This window comes from Pseudomonas crudilactis (genome assembly GCF_013433315.1).
Classification (GTDB): domain Bacteria; phylum Pseudomonadota; class Gammaproteobacteria; order Pseudomonadales; family Pseudomonadaceae; genus Aquipseudomonas; species Aquipseudomonas crudilactis.
The window spans coordinates 25,078-41,755 of record NZ_WXVV01000004.1 but is presented as its reverse complement, the minus strand read 5'-3'; the positions used below and the strand labels follow the sequence as shown (position 1 = coordinate 41,755).

Here is a 16,678-nt window from a genome sequence, read left to right as displayed (position 1 = left end):
ATGCAACTACGTGATCCTCTGCGCCTGACTAGACTGCTCACACGTGCAGAACAATAAGAACGCAGAGGTGCATACAGTGAGCGTAGCCCCCGTCCAATCGTCCCTTAATGTCAAAGACCAGGTCAGCGCCGCCGAGTGGCAGACCCGTGTCGATCTCGCCGCCTGTTATCGTCTGGTCGCGCTGCATGGCTGGGACGATCTGATCTTCACCCATATTTCCGCCAAGGTGCCGGGCACCGAAGACTTCCTGATCAACCCGTTCGGTCTAATGTTTCATGAGATCACCGCCTCTAGCCTGGTGAAGGTCGATCAGGCCGGCAACAAGCTCATGGACAGTCCGTACGAGATCAACCCCGCCGGCTACACCATTCACAGCGCCGTACACGAAGTGCGACACGACGTGGTTTGTGTGCTGCATACGCACACCGCTTCCGGTGTCGCAGTGTCGGCGCAAAAGCAGGGCGTGTTGCCGATCAGCCAGCAATCGCTGTTCGTGCTGTCGAGCCTGGCGTATCACGCCTATGAAGGCGTGGCGCTGAACCACGAAGAAAAGGCCCGTTTGCAGGCCGACCTCGGCGAGAGCAATTTCCTGATGCTGCACAACCACGGTCTGCTGACCTGTGGCGGCACCATCGCCGACACTTTTCTGATGATGTTCACCTTCCAGCGCGCCTGCGACATTCAGGTCATGGCGCAAACCGGCGGGGCTGAACTCATCGCCATCGAACCGCAAATTCTGGCCGGCGCCAAAGCGATGATCGCCGGCGTCACTAAAAGTGCTCGAGGCATGGGTGGTGCGCTGGCCTGGCCGGCGCTGCTGCGCAAACTCGATAAACAAGACCCCGGATATAAACTCTAATGCCTCTTGCCGAGATTCCTCTGTGTGTCTGGCGCAAACGCAGCCAGACGTTCGTCTTTCGTGGCCAGCCGATTCGTTACTGGACAGCGGGGCAGGGTGAGCCGTTGCTGCTGATCCATGGCTTCCCGACCGCCAGTTGGGATTGGCATTACCTGTGGCAGCCGCTGGCCCAGCGATATCGAGTGATTGCTTGCGACATGCTCGGCTTTGGCGATTCGGCCAAGCCGCTCAATCACACCTACAGCCTGCTGGAGCAGGCTGACCTGCAGCAAGCCTTGCTCGCGCATTTGCAGGTCGAGCAACCGGTGCATGTGCTTGCGCACGATTACGGTGACAGCGTTGCGCAGGAACTGCTCGCCCGGCACTACGAAGACCAGATCGAAGTGGCCAGTTGTGTGTTTCTCAACGGCGGATTGTTCCCGGAAACCCACCGTCCGGTGCTGATGCAGAAACTGCTGCTTAGTCCGCTGGGCTGGATGATTGGCCGCGCGTTCACGCGCGATGCGCTGGTGAAAAGTTTCCGGCAGATCTTCGGCCCGCAGACCCGGCCGACTGAAAGTGAGCTGGACGATTTCTGGAGCCTGGTCGACAGCAATCGCGGGCCACGGATCATGCACAAGTTGATCAGCTACATTCCCGAACGCCGCGTGCAGCGTGATCGCTGGGTGATGGCGATGCAGCGCGGTGAAATTCCGTTGCGGGTGATCGATGGCGAGGTCGATCCGATTTCCGGGGCGCACATGGTCGAGCGTTACCGCGAATTGATTCCCGACGCGGACACGGTGTTGTTGCCGGGCATCGGTCACTATCCACAGACCGAGGCGCCAGTGCAGGTGCTCAAGCACTACCTAGCGTTTCGTGAGCGTTTTGTGCTGCCGCCGCGCAAAGTCGCCTGCTCCTGAAAATCAAAAGATCGCAGCCTGCGGCAGCTCCTACACAAATCTAATGTAGGAGCTGCCGCAGGCTGCGATCTTTTGATCTTCACTATCCCCCAACCTTATCGCACACCATTCAGCCTCAGCCGTATTCATTGTGACCAAAAGCTGTCTGCCTGACACTCGGGATCACTACTGGCCTGCTGGAGTTGCTGCGATGAATGAGTCTGTGCGTTTCGAAGATAAAGTCGTCATCGTCACCGGAGCCGGTGGCGGCCTCGGACGCGCCCATGCATTGCTGTTTGCCAGGCAAGGCGCCAAAGTGCTGGTCAACGACCTCGGCGGCTCGACCCAGGGCGAGGGCGCCAATGCCTCCGCCGCCGACCGCGTGGTGGCGGAAATCCGCGAAGCTGGCGGCATTGCCGAAGCCAACCACGACTCGGTCACCGACGGTGACAAACTGGTGCAGAACGCCCTCGATGCCTTCGGCCGTGTCGACGTCGTCGTCAACAACGCCGGGATCCTGCGCGACAAGACCTTTCACAAGATGGACGACGCCGACTGGGATCTGGTTTACCGCGTCCACGTCGAAGGCGCCTACAAAGTCACCCGCGCCGCATGGCCGCACCTGCGCGAGCAAAACTACGGCCGGGTAATCTTCACCGCCTCGACCTCGGGCATCTACGGCAACTTCGGCCAGTCCAACTACGGCATGGCCAAACTGGGCCTGTATGGATTGACCCGCACCCTGGCCATCGAAGGTCGCAAGAACAACATTCTCGTCAATGCCATCGCGCCAACCGGCGGCACGCGCATGACCGAAGGCCTGATCCCGCCGCAAGTGTTCGAGCAATTGAAGCCGGAGCTGGTCAGTCCGCTGGTGGTGTATCTGGCCAGCGAGCAATGCCAGGAGACTTCCGGGTTGTTCGAAGTGGGTGGCGGCTGGATGGGCAAGGTGCGCTGGGAACGCAGCCTCGGTGCCGGCTTCGACCCACGCTTGGGTTTCTCGCCGGAAGACGTGGCGGCGCACTGGCAGCAGATTTGTGATTTCGAAGGGGCGGCGCATCCGAAGGACAATATCGAGGCGCTGAAGGAGATGATGGCGAATTTGCAGAAGTATTCGGTTTAAGGGACGTTTGAGCCTCGCTGCGTTCTCGATGCGGCGAGGCTCGTTCCATTATTCCTTGTACCGTTTATCAATCATGAACTCCGGGATTCTCCAGTTTGGACCCGCAATGGCGACAGCCGCATTGCCCTCAGCCAATACACCCTCATGAAATAATTCCTCATACGCTCTCCACAATTCACCGCGCGCGATGACTTCAAATCGATAACGCCCGAACAGTGTGTCGATTGAGGGAAATGCCAAACCGATAGCTAAAACTGATAACAAGTCTCTGAGATTTTCTTGCCTGACAGCTTGTTCGAGTTTTGCAATCGAACTCTTGCATCCGCTGACGCATTCAAATGCTTCCCGCTCCTGTTTTTTCGCCGCGTCGATGGCCTCGTCGGTATAGCGTAATGACTCATCGTCGCTCAGTTTGAAGTCTTCAAGTGTGGCCGTATGGAGGTTATTCCAAAGGGACGGATTACTTTTGGGAATGTAGTCGTCGGCGAATCCCATCGCTCTGAATCGCTCCATCATTCGAAGTGAATAGGCATAGAACCGTCGATCGGTATCGGTCATCTCGAGCTTGCGCTCCAGTATGGCGTCAAGACGCTTGATCATGATGAGGTTGGCTGCAGACCCTTTTCCTTCAATTTTTGTTTCTGCGACCTCAACAAAACTTTGCTCCAACATTCGTTTTACTCACTGCGAATTTTCGGTTTTGCGGAGCAATTAACCTACATCAGCTTTCGAACGGAAAAATCTGCATCGATCGTCAGTAATGACCTGCTTGGTTGTATGAATAATGTGGAAGGCGGTTTGATAGCTTGGCATTAGAAGATAAAAAAGGAGATTTCCTACAACAATAGGGGATTTTCCCGCTGATGCAGATGGCATGGGTAAAACGGCGCGCAAAAAAGGCCGCTGCAAACGCAGCGGCCAAGGTAAGACGTTGGATCAAGGAGCGACAAATCACCGTTAGTGCGTGGCTGCGCAATAATTTATCCGAAACATTGGCAGCAGATTTGTGATTTCGAAGGTGCGGCGCATCCGAAAGGCAACATTGAGGTGCTGAAAGAGAAGATGGCGAATTTGCAGAAGTATTCGCTTTAAGGGGTGAGGCCACCAAGCTCGGGCTTGGCGGCCAACAAACCATTAAACGTATCGTTTTTCGGTCATGAATTTTGGAGCCTTCCAGTTGGGGCCTTTAATAGCTAAGCCTTTATCTCCGTGTGCCAGTACTCCAGACGCAATGAGTCGAGTGTAGGCACCCTCAAGGGCTCCATATTGACTGATCAAATCTCGGTTGTATTGTCTGATCATCATGTCCAAGTGCGGGTTTGGTTTGAACAGTGAAAATACGGTCACGATGTCATCCAATGGTTCATTTTTTAAAATTTGTTCAATGGTATTCATTACCACATCTCCTTAAGCAACTTCTGATACTCACGCTCTTCTTGCCGCCTGGCAGCTTCCAGCGCCTCTGGCGTATATAACAACGTTGGATCATCTTTAAGCTTGTAATCCTCCAGTGTTGCAGTGTGGACGTTGTTCCATACGGAAGAGTCTTTGTCGGGCATTTCCGTGTCCCCATATCCCAAGGCTTTAAGCCTTTCGAACTCTCTGATCTCATGAGTGTAGAAGCGTTTGTCGGTATCGGTTACCTCTAGTTCTCCTCGAAAAATTCGTTCTAGGCGATCGATCATTATTTTATTCGCATCAGAATCGGGGAACTTTGAAGTGTGTAGCCTCACGATATTAATTCCGTTTTTTGCGATGATGGACGGTGCCCAGTCCGAGCTTGTAACCGGTAACCCTGTTTCTTCGGGGTTGAAATCTCGCCCGCTGTGTTCTCCGTCCTCGACACCCCCGTACGGACTGCTAAACACCACATAAAGCGGTGCAATCCCCGAGTCATCGGGAAACACGATGATGAATCGTTCCCAACCTTCAACAAGGATCGGATTGAGGTCCAGCCGCCCTTCAATCGGAACAATCGGGGCGCCGAAATAGGTTGGCGCATCAGTCTCGGCAATGGGCGAAGCAGTCGAGCTGTCATCCGGCGAGATAGCGGGTGTCCAGGTCAGAAAGTCCGTCGGCGAATCTGGTAGCGCTACTTCATAAACATCATTCAGCAAGTCATAGGCCGCATTCAGAACCAGCACACTCGAGCGGATATGGAAGTCATCGCTTGTGGCGACGAAGACTTCCGCGCCAGCCCCGAGCCGCCTTACACCCAATCCCACGGGCAACTCCAGCGTGCCTTGCCGATCTGCTATTTCGCGCAATCTCTGAGGAGACTCCGGCGACAACTCCGCAAGTGGAACGCTCATGGAAAAGCGTTCGCCGTTGCCCAAGCGTGATGGCATTAACAGTGCCGCGAAACCTACCAGCACCGGACCGCTGATCAGCGCAGCCCCTGCCGCTCTCACGGTCAGTAACCCCGCCCGCAGAGAGGTAAGGATCGCGGAAGATGTTGCTGGAGGAAGGTGCGTAGCTTTAGAAGCAAATGATACCGCCGGACTGTTGCTCGCCAGTGCTCCATTAGCCGGGTAGACATGCTGAACTTCTGTCGCACGGCGTTCTTGCTGTTGCGACTTCTCGATAGGTTGTTCCGGTTTCGTTTTAGGTTGGGGCTTCTCGGTTGCCAATTTCTGCTCAGCTGCTTCAGCTTTGGAATCTGCGCCATCCACCGCGGTCTTCGTTGCTGCAATCCGAGATGTCTCCTGCGATTGGGCCCGGGCTTCAGCAATCAATCGTGTCAAGATTTCAGAGTATCTTGCCAAACTGGCAGCCAGTTCCTGTTTCTTTGCCAACTCTGCAAGTCGGGCCTGTTCAGGCGTGCGTATCAGCTCCTCTTCCTTTGTGCGTCTTGTCGCCTCGACCAATGCCTGCTGGTGACGCTGTTCGGAAAGTCTTGCCTTTTCAGCAGCCTTTCGCCTTGTTTCTGCTTCGGTGCGAGCGCGTTCCTTAGCCAACCGCTGAGCCTCTGCCAGAGCAGCAAGTCTTGCTTGCTCCACACGTGCTGTTTCGGCGAGTTCTCTTTGACGTTGCTGTTCGGCCGCGATTCGCGCGCGTTCTGCTGCCAATCGCTGAGCCTCTGCCGCCGCTTGTGCTTGCGCCTGATCATTTGCCTGAACGGCGGTAAGCCAGTTCTGCACGTTGACCTGTTGCTGGTTGAGCATCTGAATTGATTGCGCCAGCAATTTCGCTTCGTGTGCGGCTCTGTACGAGGCAGCCCAGGTCTGCATCGCAATTCCCCGCGCATTAACGGTTCTATCGATGCTCTGGGCTTTTCGAAAGTAGGCATGGAAGTCTTTATTAAGTGGGTCATCTCCAAAGAACTGATTGGCTTGTGCTGTTTTTTGATGAAATTCAGCGGTCTTTCTTTGAATCAGGGTATGCCGTACACCCAGCTCACGAATGATTGCTTGCCCGGGAGGAAGTGGGTGGGTTGCGCCTTCCAGCCGCGTTGCGGCCAGATCCTGCTCGATTGATTGGGGCAGTTGCTCTGTTCGAGTTTGAAACTCACGAGCAGTTCTCAGGCTGTGGGCAGTAAACTCCCGAGAGTTGACTTGAACATTGTTGGGAATAGCAAACGTGCCGCTTTGGGAGAGGTTCGGTGATGTCCCTCGAATCAAAGGTGTGTTGGGGGGGCTGTTGCTGTCGTATGAACAGCTTCGGTTAACACAAAGGGGGGAGGCTTTTGCATATTCATGTCCTTTTGAATGTGCGTGATAACTCGCTGGCAAGTCAGCGCGGCCGATAGTGACGTCCGTGTCACCAGCGAGGGGTTGAGGTGTTTCAAGTTACATCAGACTTGCGGTTACAAAATCTGAGAAGCCCGTAAGTAACAGGGCGTTGTTTCGAGAGGTTTTTCGCAGGCTAATAACAAAGCAAGGAGAATTCTTCTGCGCCGCAGGAAAGTTCCTACGTTGTTCTCGGAAAGTGTTTGCAGGTTGTAGGGATGACTTTTCAACAGGCATAAAAAAGGCCGCTGCAAACGCAGCGGCCAAGGTAAGACGTTGGATCAAGGAGCTACAAATCAACGTCAGTGAACACCGGGGCGATAAACCGAAAACTTCGATTCACCTGAAATCTGTCAGCAATGGCCTGAGTCGCTCAAAGGCCAGTGCTTGTTGCTTTGCGGCGTGTCCCGTGAAAGCGCGTTCAGAATAAGGTCTTGAGCGCGTAGGAAAAATACCGATTCCGGACATGCACTGTTGCGGGGCATGCAACAGTCCCGTGATCCGATGTGCACCATGCACTGGACTGATGATCCGCCATCCAGCCGATCCATGAACGGCGCAAAGTCCCGCCGCGCAAGGCCATTCATCCTTTCGAGCGACAACACGAATACCTCCTTGGTGCGCTTATCGACGCGGTTGCCCGGCAGTAGGGTGGGGCCTTCTGTCACTCACCGGGGAAGACGCATGACAAAAACAACAATGCGCGCCATCTTCACACCGCAGGCGCTGGCAGCCGCGGTGGCTTTGGGTTGCTGCGCCCAGGCGCAAGCGGTCGCGTTCAACATTGGCGAGATTGAAGGCACCTTCGACTCGTCGCTGTCGGTCGGCGCGAGTTGGGGCATGCGTGATGCCGACAGATCGCTGGTCGGTACGGTCAACGGTGGTACCGGGCAATCCTCGACCGGTGATGACGGGCGCCTGAACTTCAAGAAGGGCGAGACCTTCTCGAAAATCGTCAAAGGCATTCACGACCTCGAACTGAAGTACGGCGATACCGGCGTGTTTGTGCGCGGCAAATACTGGTACGACTTCGAACTCAAGGATGAAGACCGCGAGTTCAAGCAAATCAGCGACAAGGGCCGCAAGGAAGGCGCCAAATCGTCCGGCGCGCAGATTCTCGATGCGTTCGTCTATCACAACTATTCCATCGCCGATCTGCCTGGCACGGTGCGCGCCGGCAAGCAAGTGGTGAGCTGGGGCGAAAGTACCTTCATCGGTAACTCGATCAACAGCATCAACCCGATCGACGTTTCAGCGTTTCGTCGCCCCGGAGCGGAGATCAAGGAAGGTCTGATTCCGGTCAACATGCTGTTTGGCTCGCAAGGCCTGACCGATCAATTGACCGTCGAAGGTTTCTATCAACTGGAATGGGATCAGACTGTTCTCGACAACTGCGGCACCTTCTTCGGTGTCGATGTGGCGGCGGACGGTTGCAACAACGGCTACACCGTCGGCAACCCGGCAATTGCACCGTTTGTGCCGCTGACCCAGGCTTTTGGCCAAGGCATTCAGGTGACTCGCGAAGGCGTGGTGATCCCGCGTAGCGGCGACCGCGATGCGCGGGATTCCGGGCAGTGGGGGACGGCGTTGCGCTGGCTCGGTGATGACACTGAGTACGGTCTCTACTTCATGAACTACCACAGCCGCACGCCGACGGTAGGCACTACCACAGCCGGTCTTTCGACGTTGGCAGCATTGCCGGGCATGGTCGGTATCGCCAATGGCCTCGCCCCCGGCAGCGGTTCCGGTCTGGCGCAGAGCGTGATGCTCGGGCGCGGCCAGTACTACCTTGAGTATCCGGAAGACATTCGCCTGTACGGCGCGAGTTTCTCCACCACATTACCGACCGGCACCGCATGGACCGGCGAGATCAGCTACCGGCCGAATGCCCCGGTGCAGGTCAACACCAACGACCTGACACTGGCGTTGCTCAACCCGATTGCGGGCGGCACGGCGTCGCCACTCTCGACGTCACCGGGAGCGGACAACAAGGGCTATCGGCGCAAAGAAGTCACGCAAATCCAGAGCACGCTCACGCACTTTTTCGATCAGGTCTGGGGTGCTCAACGTTTGACCCTGGTCGGTGAAGCCGCAGTGGTGCGGGTCGGCGGCCTGGAGTCGCGCGACAAGCTGCGTTATGGCCGCGATTCGGTTTACGGGCAGTCCGGTTTCGGCGGCGACACTGATGGTTTCGTCACCTCGACCTCGTGGGGCTACCGCGCCCGGGCGATCCTCGATTACGCCAACGTGATCGGCGGGATCAACCTCAAACCCAACCTGTCGTGGTCGCATGACGTCGCCGGTTACGGCCCCAACGGCCTGTTCAACGAAGGCGCGAAAGCAATCAGCGTCGGCGTCGATGCCGACTACCGCAACACCTACACCGCGAGCCTCAGTTACACCGACTTTTTCGGTGGTGACTACAACGTCCTCGAAGACCGTGACTTCGTGGCCCTGAGCTTCGGCGTGAACTTCTGATCTGCCCGAGAAGGATGACTGCAATGCGCAAAAAAATTCTGCAATGTGGCGTGCTGGCCCTGAGTCTGCTGGCGGCCAATGTAATGGCGGCGGTGTCGCCGGAAGAGGCCAACAAACTCGGCACCAGCCTGACCCCGCTGGGTGCCGAGAAAGCCGGTAACGCCGATGGCTCTATCCCGGCATGGACCGGCGGCATCCCGAAAAATGCCGCCGCGGTGGACAGCAAAGGCTTTCTCGCTGACCCGTTCGCCAATGAAAAACCGTTGTTCACCATCACCGCGGCCAACGTCGACAAGTACAAGGACAAGCTCTCCGACGGCCAGGTGGCGATGTTCAAACGTTACCCGGAAACTTACAAGATCCCGGTTTACCCGACCCACCGTACGGTGGCCGCACCGGCGGAAATCTACGAATCGGCCAAGCGCAGCGCGCTCAATGTCACCACGATCAACGACGGTAATGGCCTGGCCAATTTCACCGGCAATCGCTATTACGCCTTCCCGATTCCGAAGAACGGCGTCGAGGTGTTGTGGAACCACATCACCCGTTATCACGGCGGCAACGTCAAACGCATCATCACCCAGGTGACCCCGCAGACCAACGGCAGCTACACGCCGATCCGCTTCGAAGAAGAGATCGCCGTGCCGCAACTGATCAAGGATATCGACCCGGAAAAAGCCGCCAACGTGCTGACCTTCTTCAAGCAGTCGGTGACTGCGCCAGCGCGTCTGGCCGGTAACGTATTGCTGGTACACGAGACCCTCGATCAGGTGAAGGAACCGCGCCTGGCGTGGATCTACAACGCCGGTCAGCGCCGCGTGCGTCGTGCGCCGCAAGTAGCCTATGACGGTCCGGGCACCGCCGCCGATGGCCTGCGTACCTCGGATAACTTCGACATGTTCTCCGGCGCACCGGATCGATACGACTGGAAACTGGTCGGCAAGAAGGAAATGTACATCCCGTACAACAGCTACAAACTCGATTCGCCGAAGCTCAAGTACGACGACATCGTCAAGGCCGGGCACATCAATCAGGACCTGACGCGCTATGAGTTACACCGGGTCTGGGAAGTGATCGGCACCGTCAAACCGAATGAGCGGCATATCTACGCCAAACGCCACATGTATATCGACGAGGACAGTTGGCAGGTTGCACTGGCTGACCACTACGACGGTCGCGGTCAACTCTGGCGCGTAGCCGAAGGCCACTCTGAATATCACTACGAGCATCAGGCACAGGCATACACACTCGAAGCGCTCTACGACATCATTGCCGGCCGCTACATTGCCTTGGGGATGAAGAACGAAGAGAAGCACAGTTACGAATTCGGCTTTGAAGCCAAGGCTGCCGACTACACGCCAGCAGCCTTGCGTGCAGAGGGTGTGCGGTAACGGTTCTGATACATCAGTGGACAAAAGGCGACCGCTCGGTCGCCTTTTTTATGGCTGCCAATCAGCGCGCTGAATACTCGTCAACAAGTACAGAGGAGAGGGCTAGGGTGAAGGCACAACGATAAAAAGGCTCACCCGATGACCGCCATGACTGCCTGTCTGGATCGCCCCGGATTCTTGCCCAGACTTTCTTCCCATCATCAACCTCGCCCTCGATTGAGTGACCCTCTGCTGACATCGGTCGCACGGATCAGGCTGATCTGTGCGCCGGCCGGCAGTGGCAAAAGTGCGTTGCTCGTTGAGTGCCTGGCACAGGCGCCGGCGCATTGTCTGCTGCACTGGCTGCCATTGATGGGCGCGTCTTTGAGCAGCGAGGAACTCTGTCGGCGGCTTGGTCATGCGTTGGGGTTGGCAGAAATGGATGAGGCACAGTTGATTGCTGCTTTGGCCTGCTGGTCGACACCCACCTGGCTGTTTATCGATGATTACTGTCGGCTACCCGCCCCGGCACTCGATGCGCTGCTGGACCGCTTGCTGGCCCTCAGCAGCCCTGCGTTGGTCTGGTGGATCGGTACGCGTCGACGCCCACAATGCAATTGGCCACGGTTGCTGCTGGACGACGAATTGTATGAATGCGAGAGCGCGACGCTGGCGCTGACCCAAGACGAGATTGCCCAGGCGTTGAAACATTTGTCAGCCGAGCAGGTGGCCAGTGTGGCTGGGCGGATCGTTCATCGCACCGGTGGCTGGTGCGCCGGCGTGCGTATGGCGTTGCTGCAAAAGTGCGACTGGTCGCACAGTATCCAGTCGCAGCAACGGGTTGATACGTTGCTTGATTATCTGCAGCACGAACTGTTCAGCGGTCTGACGCCGGAGTTGGCAGAAGTCTGGCGGGTGCTGGCGAATCTGCCGCGCTTCAATGCTGAGCTGTGTGAGCACTTGTTCGGTGTCGGGGAGGGGGCGCAGAGCCTGCGGTTACTGCAAGTTCTTGGATGTTTTATCGAACCTTGGCAGGACTCCGCCGACTGGTTACAGGTTTTCCCACCCCTATCACGGGTGATGCAGGACGAACACTGGCCTGCCGCCCGCTCGTGGCATCGCCGGGCGTGCCAGTGGTTTGCGGTCAGGCAGGACTGGCGTTCAGCGTTTGAACAAGCCTTGCTTGCCGAGGAGTTCGAAACGGCGGTCAGCCTTTTACAACACTTCAATTTCGAGCACCTGTTCGAGGAGCAGACGGTAGCGCTGCTGTTGCAGCTGCATGAGTGCAAGGGTGAAGAACTGACGATGGGCACCCCTCAATTGGTCGGGCTGATCACCGCTGCGTTGCTGTTTGCCGGTCGTTTCGAGCAGGCGGCGCGGTGCATCGCCCACCTCTCACATTTCATGCCGCAGCCCTCGGCGGCGCTTGAGCAGCAATTGATCGCCCGCTGGCAAACGCTGAGTGGCTGGTCAGGTCATCTGGAAGGGCGGATGGATTGCGCCCATGGACACTTCTCGCAGGCATTGGAGGCTCTTGATTGCGACAATTGGATCGCGCGGGTGATGTGTCTGTCCGGGTTGACGCAGCAAGCGCTCTTGCGAGGGCAACTCGACGTGGCCCATGCACTCAACCGACAAGGCTTGTGCCTGGCTCGGGCGCACGGTTCGCTGGTTTTCGAAGCGCTGCTTGAGCTTGATCATGCGCAATTACTTGAACAACGCGGCGCGGCGTCTCGCGCCGAAAGCCTTTTGGCCGGTGTTGATGATTTGCTCGCCCGACAACCGAATCGGCTGACGCCGCTCAAGGGCAGGGTAGCGTTACGTCGAGGGCGTCTCGCGTTGAGTCAGGGTCAGGAGGCATCGGCAGCAGCGTTCTTCAAATCCGGACTGGAGGATTGCAAACGTAACGGTGACAAGCGTGTTCTTTACGGCTACCTGGGAATGGCGCAACTGGCCGCCAACCAGACCGATTACGACGCTGCGTTCGTATGGTTGCGTGATGCCGAGCGACTGATGCAGCAACGGCAGATTCCAGACACGGTTTATCGGGGAGTGGTGTTACAGGTCAGCAGCCTGTTCTGGTTGCAGCAAGGACGTGCCGAACTGGCATGCGAGGCAATGACGCGATTGCTACGGCATTATCAAGGCTCTGCGGCATTACAGGCACCGCCGGCGACACTTGAGCTGATTCCGCGGGTTGAATACCTGTTGGTCCTTGCCCAGGTGGGTTCAGGTACGGCTTGCGACCCGATGGTCGACCTTGGGCGCCTGCTTGAAACGGCGCAACGATGCAAAATGATCTCGCTGGAAACCGATGTGCGTCTGGCGTTGGCAGAAGCCGCCTTTTCGCTGGGTGATCATGCTGGCGCGCGCCAGCACTTGCGACAGGGGCTTGAACGGGTCAGCCAGCATGGGCTGCATCAGTCACTGCATGAACTGAAGTTGCGTCAGCCGAGCCTGTTGGGTTTGCTGGGAAAAGTTGTTGAAGCACCCGGTGCCGAGACATTGACTCATAGCGCTTTGCTCAGTCAGCGAGAGTTAGAAGTGTTGTGCCTGATTGCCAAAGGATATTCCAATCAACAAATTGCCGATCAACTGTATATCTCTTTGCATACGGTAAAAACTCATGCGAGACGGATACATGGGAAGTTGGGTGTAAAACGTCGGACGCAAGCGGTTGCGAGTGCGAAATTGTTGGGGCTGGATCTGCATTGAGTTGGTTACAGATGGAGTGGTACTTATCTGTCCGGATTTTTTTCGGAGATGTTTTATGACTTTTTAAAATCTAAGGTAACGTCTCTCTGGTTTTAATGATGGTGCGTGTTCGATAACTTTGTTGCATTCGAAAAGTGACCTGATGTCATTTTTTTAGTGCGGGAAAACAAAGGAACTGAATATGAGTGATTTAATTAAGTCTGCAGTTATTCGGCCGGTATGGTTGTCGCGCGTCAGCCAGCAAGAGCTGAAGCGGCACGATGATTTAATGCAACAACTGATTGAACTGGAGAGCCAGCGTGATCGCTTGCTCGGTAAGGCGGCATCTTTAAAAGCCTATGCGTCTTTCCGGATTAAAGAGTGGGCCAATAGTGCGCGGGGTGTCTCGATCGAGCCTGAGCAAGTGAAGGTGACGTGCCGCTATACAATCAAAGTTGCCCAGCGTGAACTTGTTCAAGAAGACAAACGCACGCTCGTGGAACTTGCTCTGTTTGGTCTGCATGATCGTGACAATCGTTACGATATGACTTTCGAAGGCCCGGTGCCGGCAGGGTTGACTTCTGCGCATGTGGAAAACTGGCTCTCTAACAGTGATATTCGCTCTGACTTTCGGAATGTACGGCGTAAAGCTGTTAATGGCTACGACCTGCAAATCGCCTTGATCGAAGTGCTGGGCGCGCGCATCACTTACAGCATGTTTGCGGCAACCTTGCAGGGACATATCAAGCAACCAAGTGTGGCGATGGTCGAGCGCTTTATGCGCACAGATCAAAATATTTCAGCGTCTGCCTTCGTGATGACGGGGTATCGCGTCAATTTCCGGGATCTGATGGTCTTCCGGGAGAAGGCCAATCCATTTGGAAGCTGTGTCTTGTTCGCGCCGGGATCGCCAGGGGGACGCGACTGGTATGAATTTCCCAATATACGCGAACTTGAGTTCCAGGTGGCCGGTTGGGGGCGTACTGATCAGGGGCTGGCCTACCTGTCCTCGCAGGCGCATCCTGCACAGAGGGCGGTGTTGGCAAAGTATATGGCAGCGCTCAGGCAACTCCCCAGCGCCTGGAAAGGCGCAACGTTTACCGAATGGTCAAACGCGCCTGAAGGGATTCTCGCCGAGCCGGTGTTTCATCAGATCGCATGGGATGAGGCCCAGGAAGATCTCGTGCATCCGGCGGCCTATCGAAATGCAGCCGGGGAGGCACGTCAGGTTTTCGCTCGGTTGAGTACCGACCTGAAGGCGCTCTACACCCTCGGAACGCGCGAAGCGGGTGTCATTACCTATGAGCGATTCTGTTACGACCTGATAAAACAACGTATTGAAGAACTATTGAAAACCTTTGGGGAAAACGTAAAGGTAAATCCGGACGAGATTTTTATTGAGTTAAGTGAGAAGGAGAAAGTTACTCTCACACAGCTTATCATTAAGGAAACGCCTTTTTATGTTCAAGAGCGTGGTGGCAGTGTTATTGGTGCCTACCCTCGGTTGTCTGTGGGCGTCAAGCATCCACAATTGCGTAATTTGGACATACGTCAGGTGTCGAGTTGGTCAAGGACTTTGCGCCCGGGAGAAAAATACATTGCAATGTTGCGGGCTGAATACTTGAATCTGCAGCATCCAGATTATCAGCTCAAGCGAGAAGCTCATTTTAAGATTCAATATGCGGAAATGTACCGTGCAGTGCAGTCCAGTTATTTCTCTGGTGAGATTTCCCATGACGTGAGTGGACAACTATTTGCGCTGGTTGAGGGCTTTAATAAGCCGACTTCTTCATCTTTTCCCCCTTACGGTGAGGCAGTTTCAAATGTCACGTACAGTGCAGTATTCAATTTTCATGTGAAGAGGTGCCTGGTTGAAGGGGTGTATGTTTTCAGGCTGATAAATAATGGCAAGATCAATGAGATTCTCTACACGCCAAACGCCCCCGACGGTGTGAATTTTCGCCCGTTGAGTCAGCTCTTTGAGTCGATCAGGGAGAATGGCTTGGGCCAATACTTCTATAAGCGAGTGAAGTATGTGGATCAGCGGATCATGGGAACTTTCATCAACAATGTCGAGTTCACCAATATCGCTGAAAAACTTCCGGTGCTTGAGTTGAACAGCCGAGTGCTGTCGCTGCGCTCGAGCTATAACCAGCGCATTGAACGAATTATTTCCGATGTCGACGCGCAAACCACCAGTCTCAGCGAAATCATTGGCAAGCTGGCTTATGATTCTGCGGTTTTGGCGGCAAGCGCGATCAGTCTGGTAATCCCACCGGTAGGCGTGGCCCTCACCGTCGTGCAGATCACCAAGAACGTACTGGACGGCGCCGAAGCTTACCGATATGGCGACCGGGCCACGGCGCTCGACAATTTCAAGGATGCCTTGCTCGATCTGTATTCGCTGGTTCCCGGCGGCAAGGAGGCGACCAAAGCGCAGAAAACCTTGATTCAATTAATGGGTGACAGCAAGACCATTGTCGGGCTAGTTGCTTCGGCAACTGGTCAAAAACTCGGCTACGAGCGCTTCCAGGAATTGCTGGAAGATATCCTTGCAGAGGAACCTGCGAGCGACAGCAAAACCGTCTTGCTGTAAGCCATGACTAGGTGCTGACTAGCGGACGTCAGGAGGGCTGTCCGCATCAAATCCCATCCGCCAACTCACGGCCCGCGTCGCAGCCAGCAACCGCTGCGCCGCCGGGCCGTTTTCGTCGGCGTGGAACAGCGAGGTCGGGCCAACGATGGTCAGCACCGCTGCGACCTGGCCGACGGCGTTGAATACCGGTGCGGACAACGCATCCACACCCGGCATCAGCAAACCATGCACATGATGCAGACCGCGTTCGCGGATCTGTTCACACAGCGTCGCGTAGGCTTTTTCGTCCTTCAAAGGATGATCGACAGCGGCGATTTCCAGTTCGCGCAAATCGTCGGTTTCCCGATGCGGCAGATAGGCGCTGAATACCAGCCCGGTCGATGAGCTGAGCAGCGGCAGCACTGAACCCAGTTGCGTCACCACCGTCACTGCGCGCACCGCCGGTTCGATGTGCACAACGGTTGCGCCCTGATTGCCCCACACCGCCAGAAAGCAGGTTTCGTTGAGTTCGTCGCGTAGTTCGGCTAGCGGCAGGGCGGCGACTTTCAGTACGTCCATACTGTTTAGGGCGGCAAGGCCAACGCGTAGCGCTTCGCGGCCGAGGCCGTAATGGTTGGTGGCGGCGTTCTGCTCGGCAAAACCCGAAGCGATCAGCGCCTGCAGATAGCGGTGGACCTTGCTCGCCGGCATCTGCACATGTTCGGCCAACCGCGACAACGAAGTCGACGGCGACAACTCGGCCAGGGCCTTGAGGATGTCGGTGCCGACTTCGGCGGAGCGGACTTTCTGTTTGCCGTTGCTGTCGCTGGTTTTTTCCATGGTGCGGCCGGGTTCCGAAACGAATGGGCGTCTTTATAGCTTGACGCTGGATAGCGAGCAAATTACGTTATGCGTAATCGAATTACGATAATAACAACCCCGGCGTGCCGAAACCTCTGAGCCAGAGCGA

Annotated in this window: 11 protein-coding genes and 1 pseudogene; 8 read left to right on the top strand and 4 right to left on the bottom strand. The window is 56.0% G+C overall.

What is annotated here, in order from left to right; translation table 11 throughout:
* Window positions 1–76: 76 nt before the first annotated feature.
* The 3 genes from GTU76_RS05865 to GTU76_RS05855 all read left to right on the top strand — a co-directional run bounded on the left by GTU76_RS05865 (window position 77) and on the right by GTU76_RS05855 (window position 2,863).
* On the top strand, window positions 77–859 hold the full coding sequence (locus GTU76_RS05865) for a class II aldolase/adducin family protein (protein ID WP_016987015.1): 783 nt from the start codon (window positions 77–79) through the stop codon (window positions 857–859).
* Complete coding sequence (locus GTU76_RS05860) at window positions 859–1,761, top strand: alpha/beta fold hydrolase (protein WP_180698245.1); 903 nt, start codon at window positions 859–861, stop codon at window positions 1,759–1,761. Before GTU76_RS05865 ends, GTU76_RS05860 begins: the two co-directional genes overlap by 1 nt.
* Window positions 1,762–1,951: 190 nt before the next feature.
* On the top strand, window positions 1,952–2,863 hold the full coding sequence (locus tag GTU76_RS05855) for an SDR family oxidoreductase (RefSeq protein ID WP_180698244.1): 912 nt from the start codon (window positions 1,952–1,954) through the stop codon (window positions 2,861–2,863).
* 48 nt (window positions 2,864–2,911) lie between these two features.
* On the opposite strand, the gene GTU76_RS29945 is transcribed toward GTU76_RS05855, so the two are convergent.
* The gene (locus GTU76_RS29945) at window positions 2,912–3,535 is read right to left on the bottom strand and encodes a hypothetical protein (protein ID WP_246376014.1); all 624 of its coding nucleotides are present in this window, start codon (window positions 3,533–3,535) and stop codon (window positions 2,912–2,914) included.
* A 318-nt stretch (window positions 3,536–3,853) separates the two neighbouring features.
* On the opposite strand from GTU76_RS29945, the pseudogene GTU76_RS05845 reads away from it, so the two are divergent.
* Window positions 3,854–3,955, top strand: a pseudogene (locus tag GTU76_RS05845) (serine/threonine protein kinase); the annotation flags it as partial.
* A gap of 42 nt (window positions 3,956–3,997) precedes the next feature.
* Here GTU76_RS05845 and GTU76_RS05840 read toward each other — a convergent pair.
* Complete coding sequence (locus tag GTU76_RS05840; protein ID WP_180698243.1) at window positions 3,998–4,258, bottom strand: hypothetical protein; 261 nt, start codon at window positions 4,256–4,258, stop codon at window positions 3,998–4,000.
* The gene (locus tag GTU76_RS29940; protein WP_246376013.1) at window positions 4,258–6,594 is read right to left on the bottom strand and encodes an S-type pyocin domain-containing protein; all 2,337 of its coding nucleotides are present in this window, start codon (window positions 6,592–6,594) and stop codon (window positions 4,258–4,260) included. The genes GTU76_RS05840 and GTU76_RS29940 overlap by 1 nt, the downstream gene beginning before the upstream one ends.
* A 681-nt stretch (window positions 6,595–7,275) precedes the next feature.
* Here GTU76_RS29940 and GTU76_RS05830 point away from each other — a divergent pair.
* The 4 genes from GTU76_RS05830 to GTU76_RS05815 all read left to right on the top strand — a co-directional run bounded on the left by GTU76_RS05830 (window position 7,276) and on the right by GTU76_RS05815 (window position 15,729).
* Window positions 7,276–9,069: a DUF1302 domain-containing protein gene (locus GTU76_RS05830; protein ID WP_180698242.1), complete on the top strand. Its 1,794-nt coding sequence runs from the start codon at window positions 7,276–7,278 to the stop codon at window positions 9,067–9,069.
* Between the two features lie 23 nt (window positions 9,070–9,092).
* On the top strand, window positions 9,093–10,460 hold the full coding sequence (locus GTU76_RS05825) for a DUF1329 domain-containing protein (RefSeq protein ID WP_180698241.1): 1,368 nt from the start codon (window positions 9,093–9,095) through the stop codon (window positions 10,458–10,460).
* Window positions 10,461–10,598: 138 nt separating this feature from the next.
* The gene (locus GTU76_RS05820; protein ID WP_180698240.1) at window positions 10,599–13,154 is read left to right on the top strand and encodes a helix-turn-helix transcriptional regulator; all 2,556 of its coding nucleotides are present in this window, start codon (window positions 10,599–10,601) and stop codon (window positions 13,152–13,154) included.
* Window positions 13,155–13,335: 181 nt separating this feature from the next.
* Window positions 13,336–15,729: a dermonecrotic toxin domain-containing protein gene (locus tag GTU76_RS05815; protein WP_180698239.1), complete on the top strand. Its 2,394-nt coding sequence runs from the start codon at window positions 13,336–13,338 to the stop codon at window positions 15,727–15,729.
* A gap of 18 nt (window positions 15,730–15,747) precedes the next feature.
* Here GTU76_RS05815 and GTU76_RS05810 read toward each other — a convergent pair whose 3' ends face one another.
* Window positions 15,748–16,548 carry an IclR family transcriptional regulator gene (locus GTU76_RS05810; protein ID WP_016987005.1) on the bottom strand — a complete coding sequence of 267 codons (801 nt, stop codon included), beginning with the start codon at window positions 16,546–16,548 and terminating at the stop codon, window positions 15,748–15,750.
* Window positions 16,549–16,678: the final 130 nt, after the last annotated feature.

Bases quoted from the DNA above. Each gene is read 5' to 3' on its own strand.
- GTU76_RS05860 (WP_180698245.1), top strand. From the start codon at position 859: ATGCCTCTTGCCGAGATTCCTCTGTGTGTCTGGCGCAAACGCAGCCAG.
- GTU76_RS05855 (WP_180698244.1), top strand. From the start codon at position 1,952: ATGAATGAGTCTGTGCGTTTCGAAGATAAAGTCGTCATCGTCACCGGA.
- GTU76_RS29945 (WP_246376014.1), bottom strand. From the start codon at position 3,535: ATGTTGGAGCAAAGTTTTGTTGAGGTCGCAGAAACAAAAATTGAAGGA.
- GTU76_RS05840 (WP_180698243.1), bottom strand. From the start codon at position 4,258: ATGAATACCATTGAACAAATTTTAAAAAATGAACCATTGGATGACATC.
- GTU76_RS05830 (WP_180698242.1), top strand. From the start codon at position 7,276: ATGACAAAAACAACAATGCGCGCCATCTTCACACCGCAGGCGCTGGCA.
- GTU76_RS05825 (WP_180698241.1), top strand. From the start codon at position 9,093: ATGCGCAAAAAAATTCTGCAATGTGGCGTGCTGGCCCTGAGTCTGCTG.
- GTU76_RS05820 (WP_180698240.1), top strand. From the start codon at position 10,599: ATGACCGCCATGACTGCCTGTCTGGATCGCCCCGGATTCTTGCCCAGA.
- GTU76_RS05815 (WP_180698239.1), top strand. From the start codon at position 13,336: ATGAGTGATTTAATTAAGTCTGCAGTTATTCGGCCGGTATGGTTGTCG.
- GTU76_RS05810 (WP_016987005.1), bottom strand. From the start codon at position 16,548: ATGGAAAAAACCAGCGACAGCAACGGCAAACAGAAAGTCCGCTCCGCC.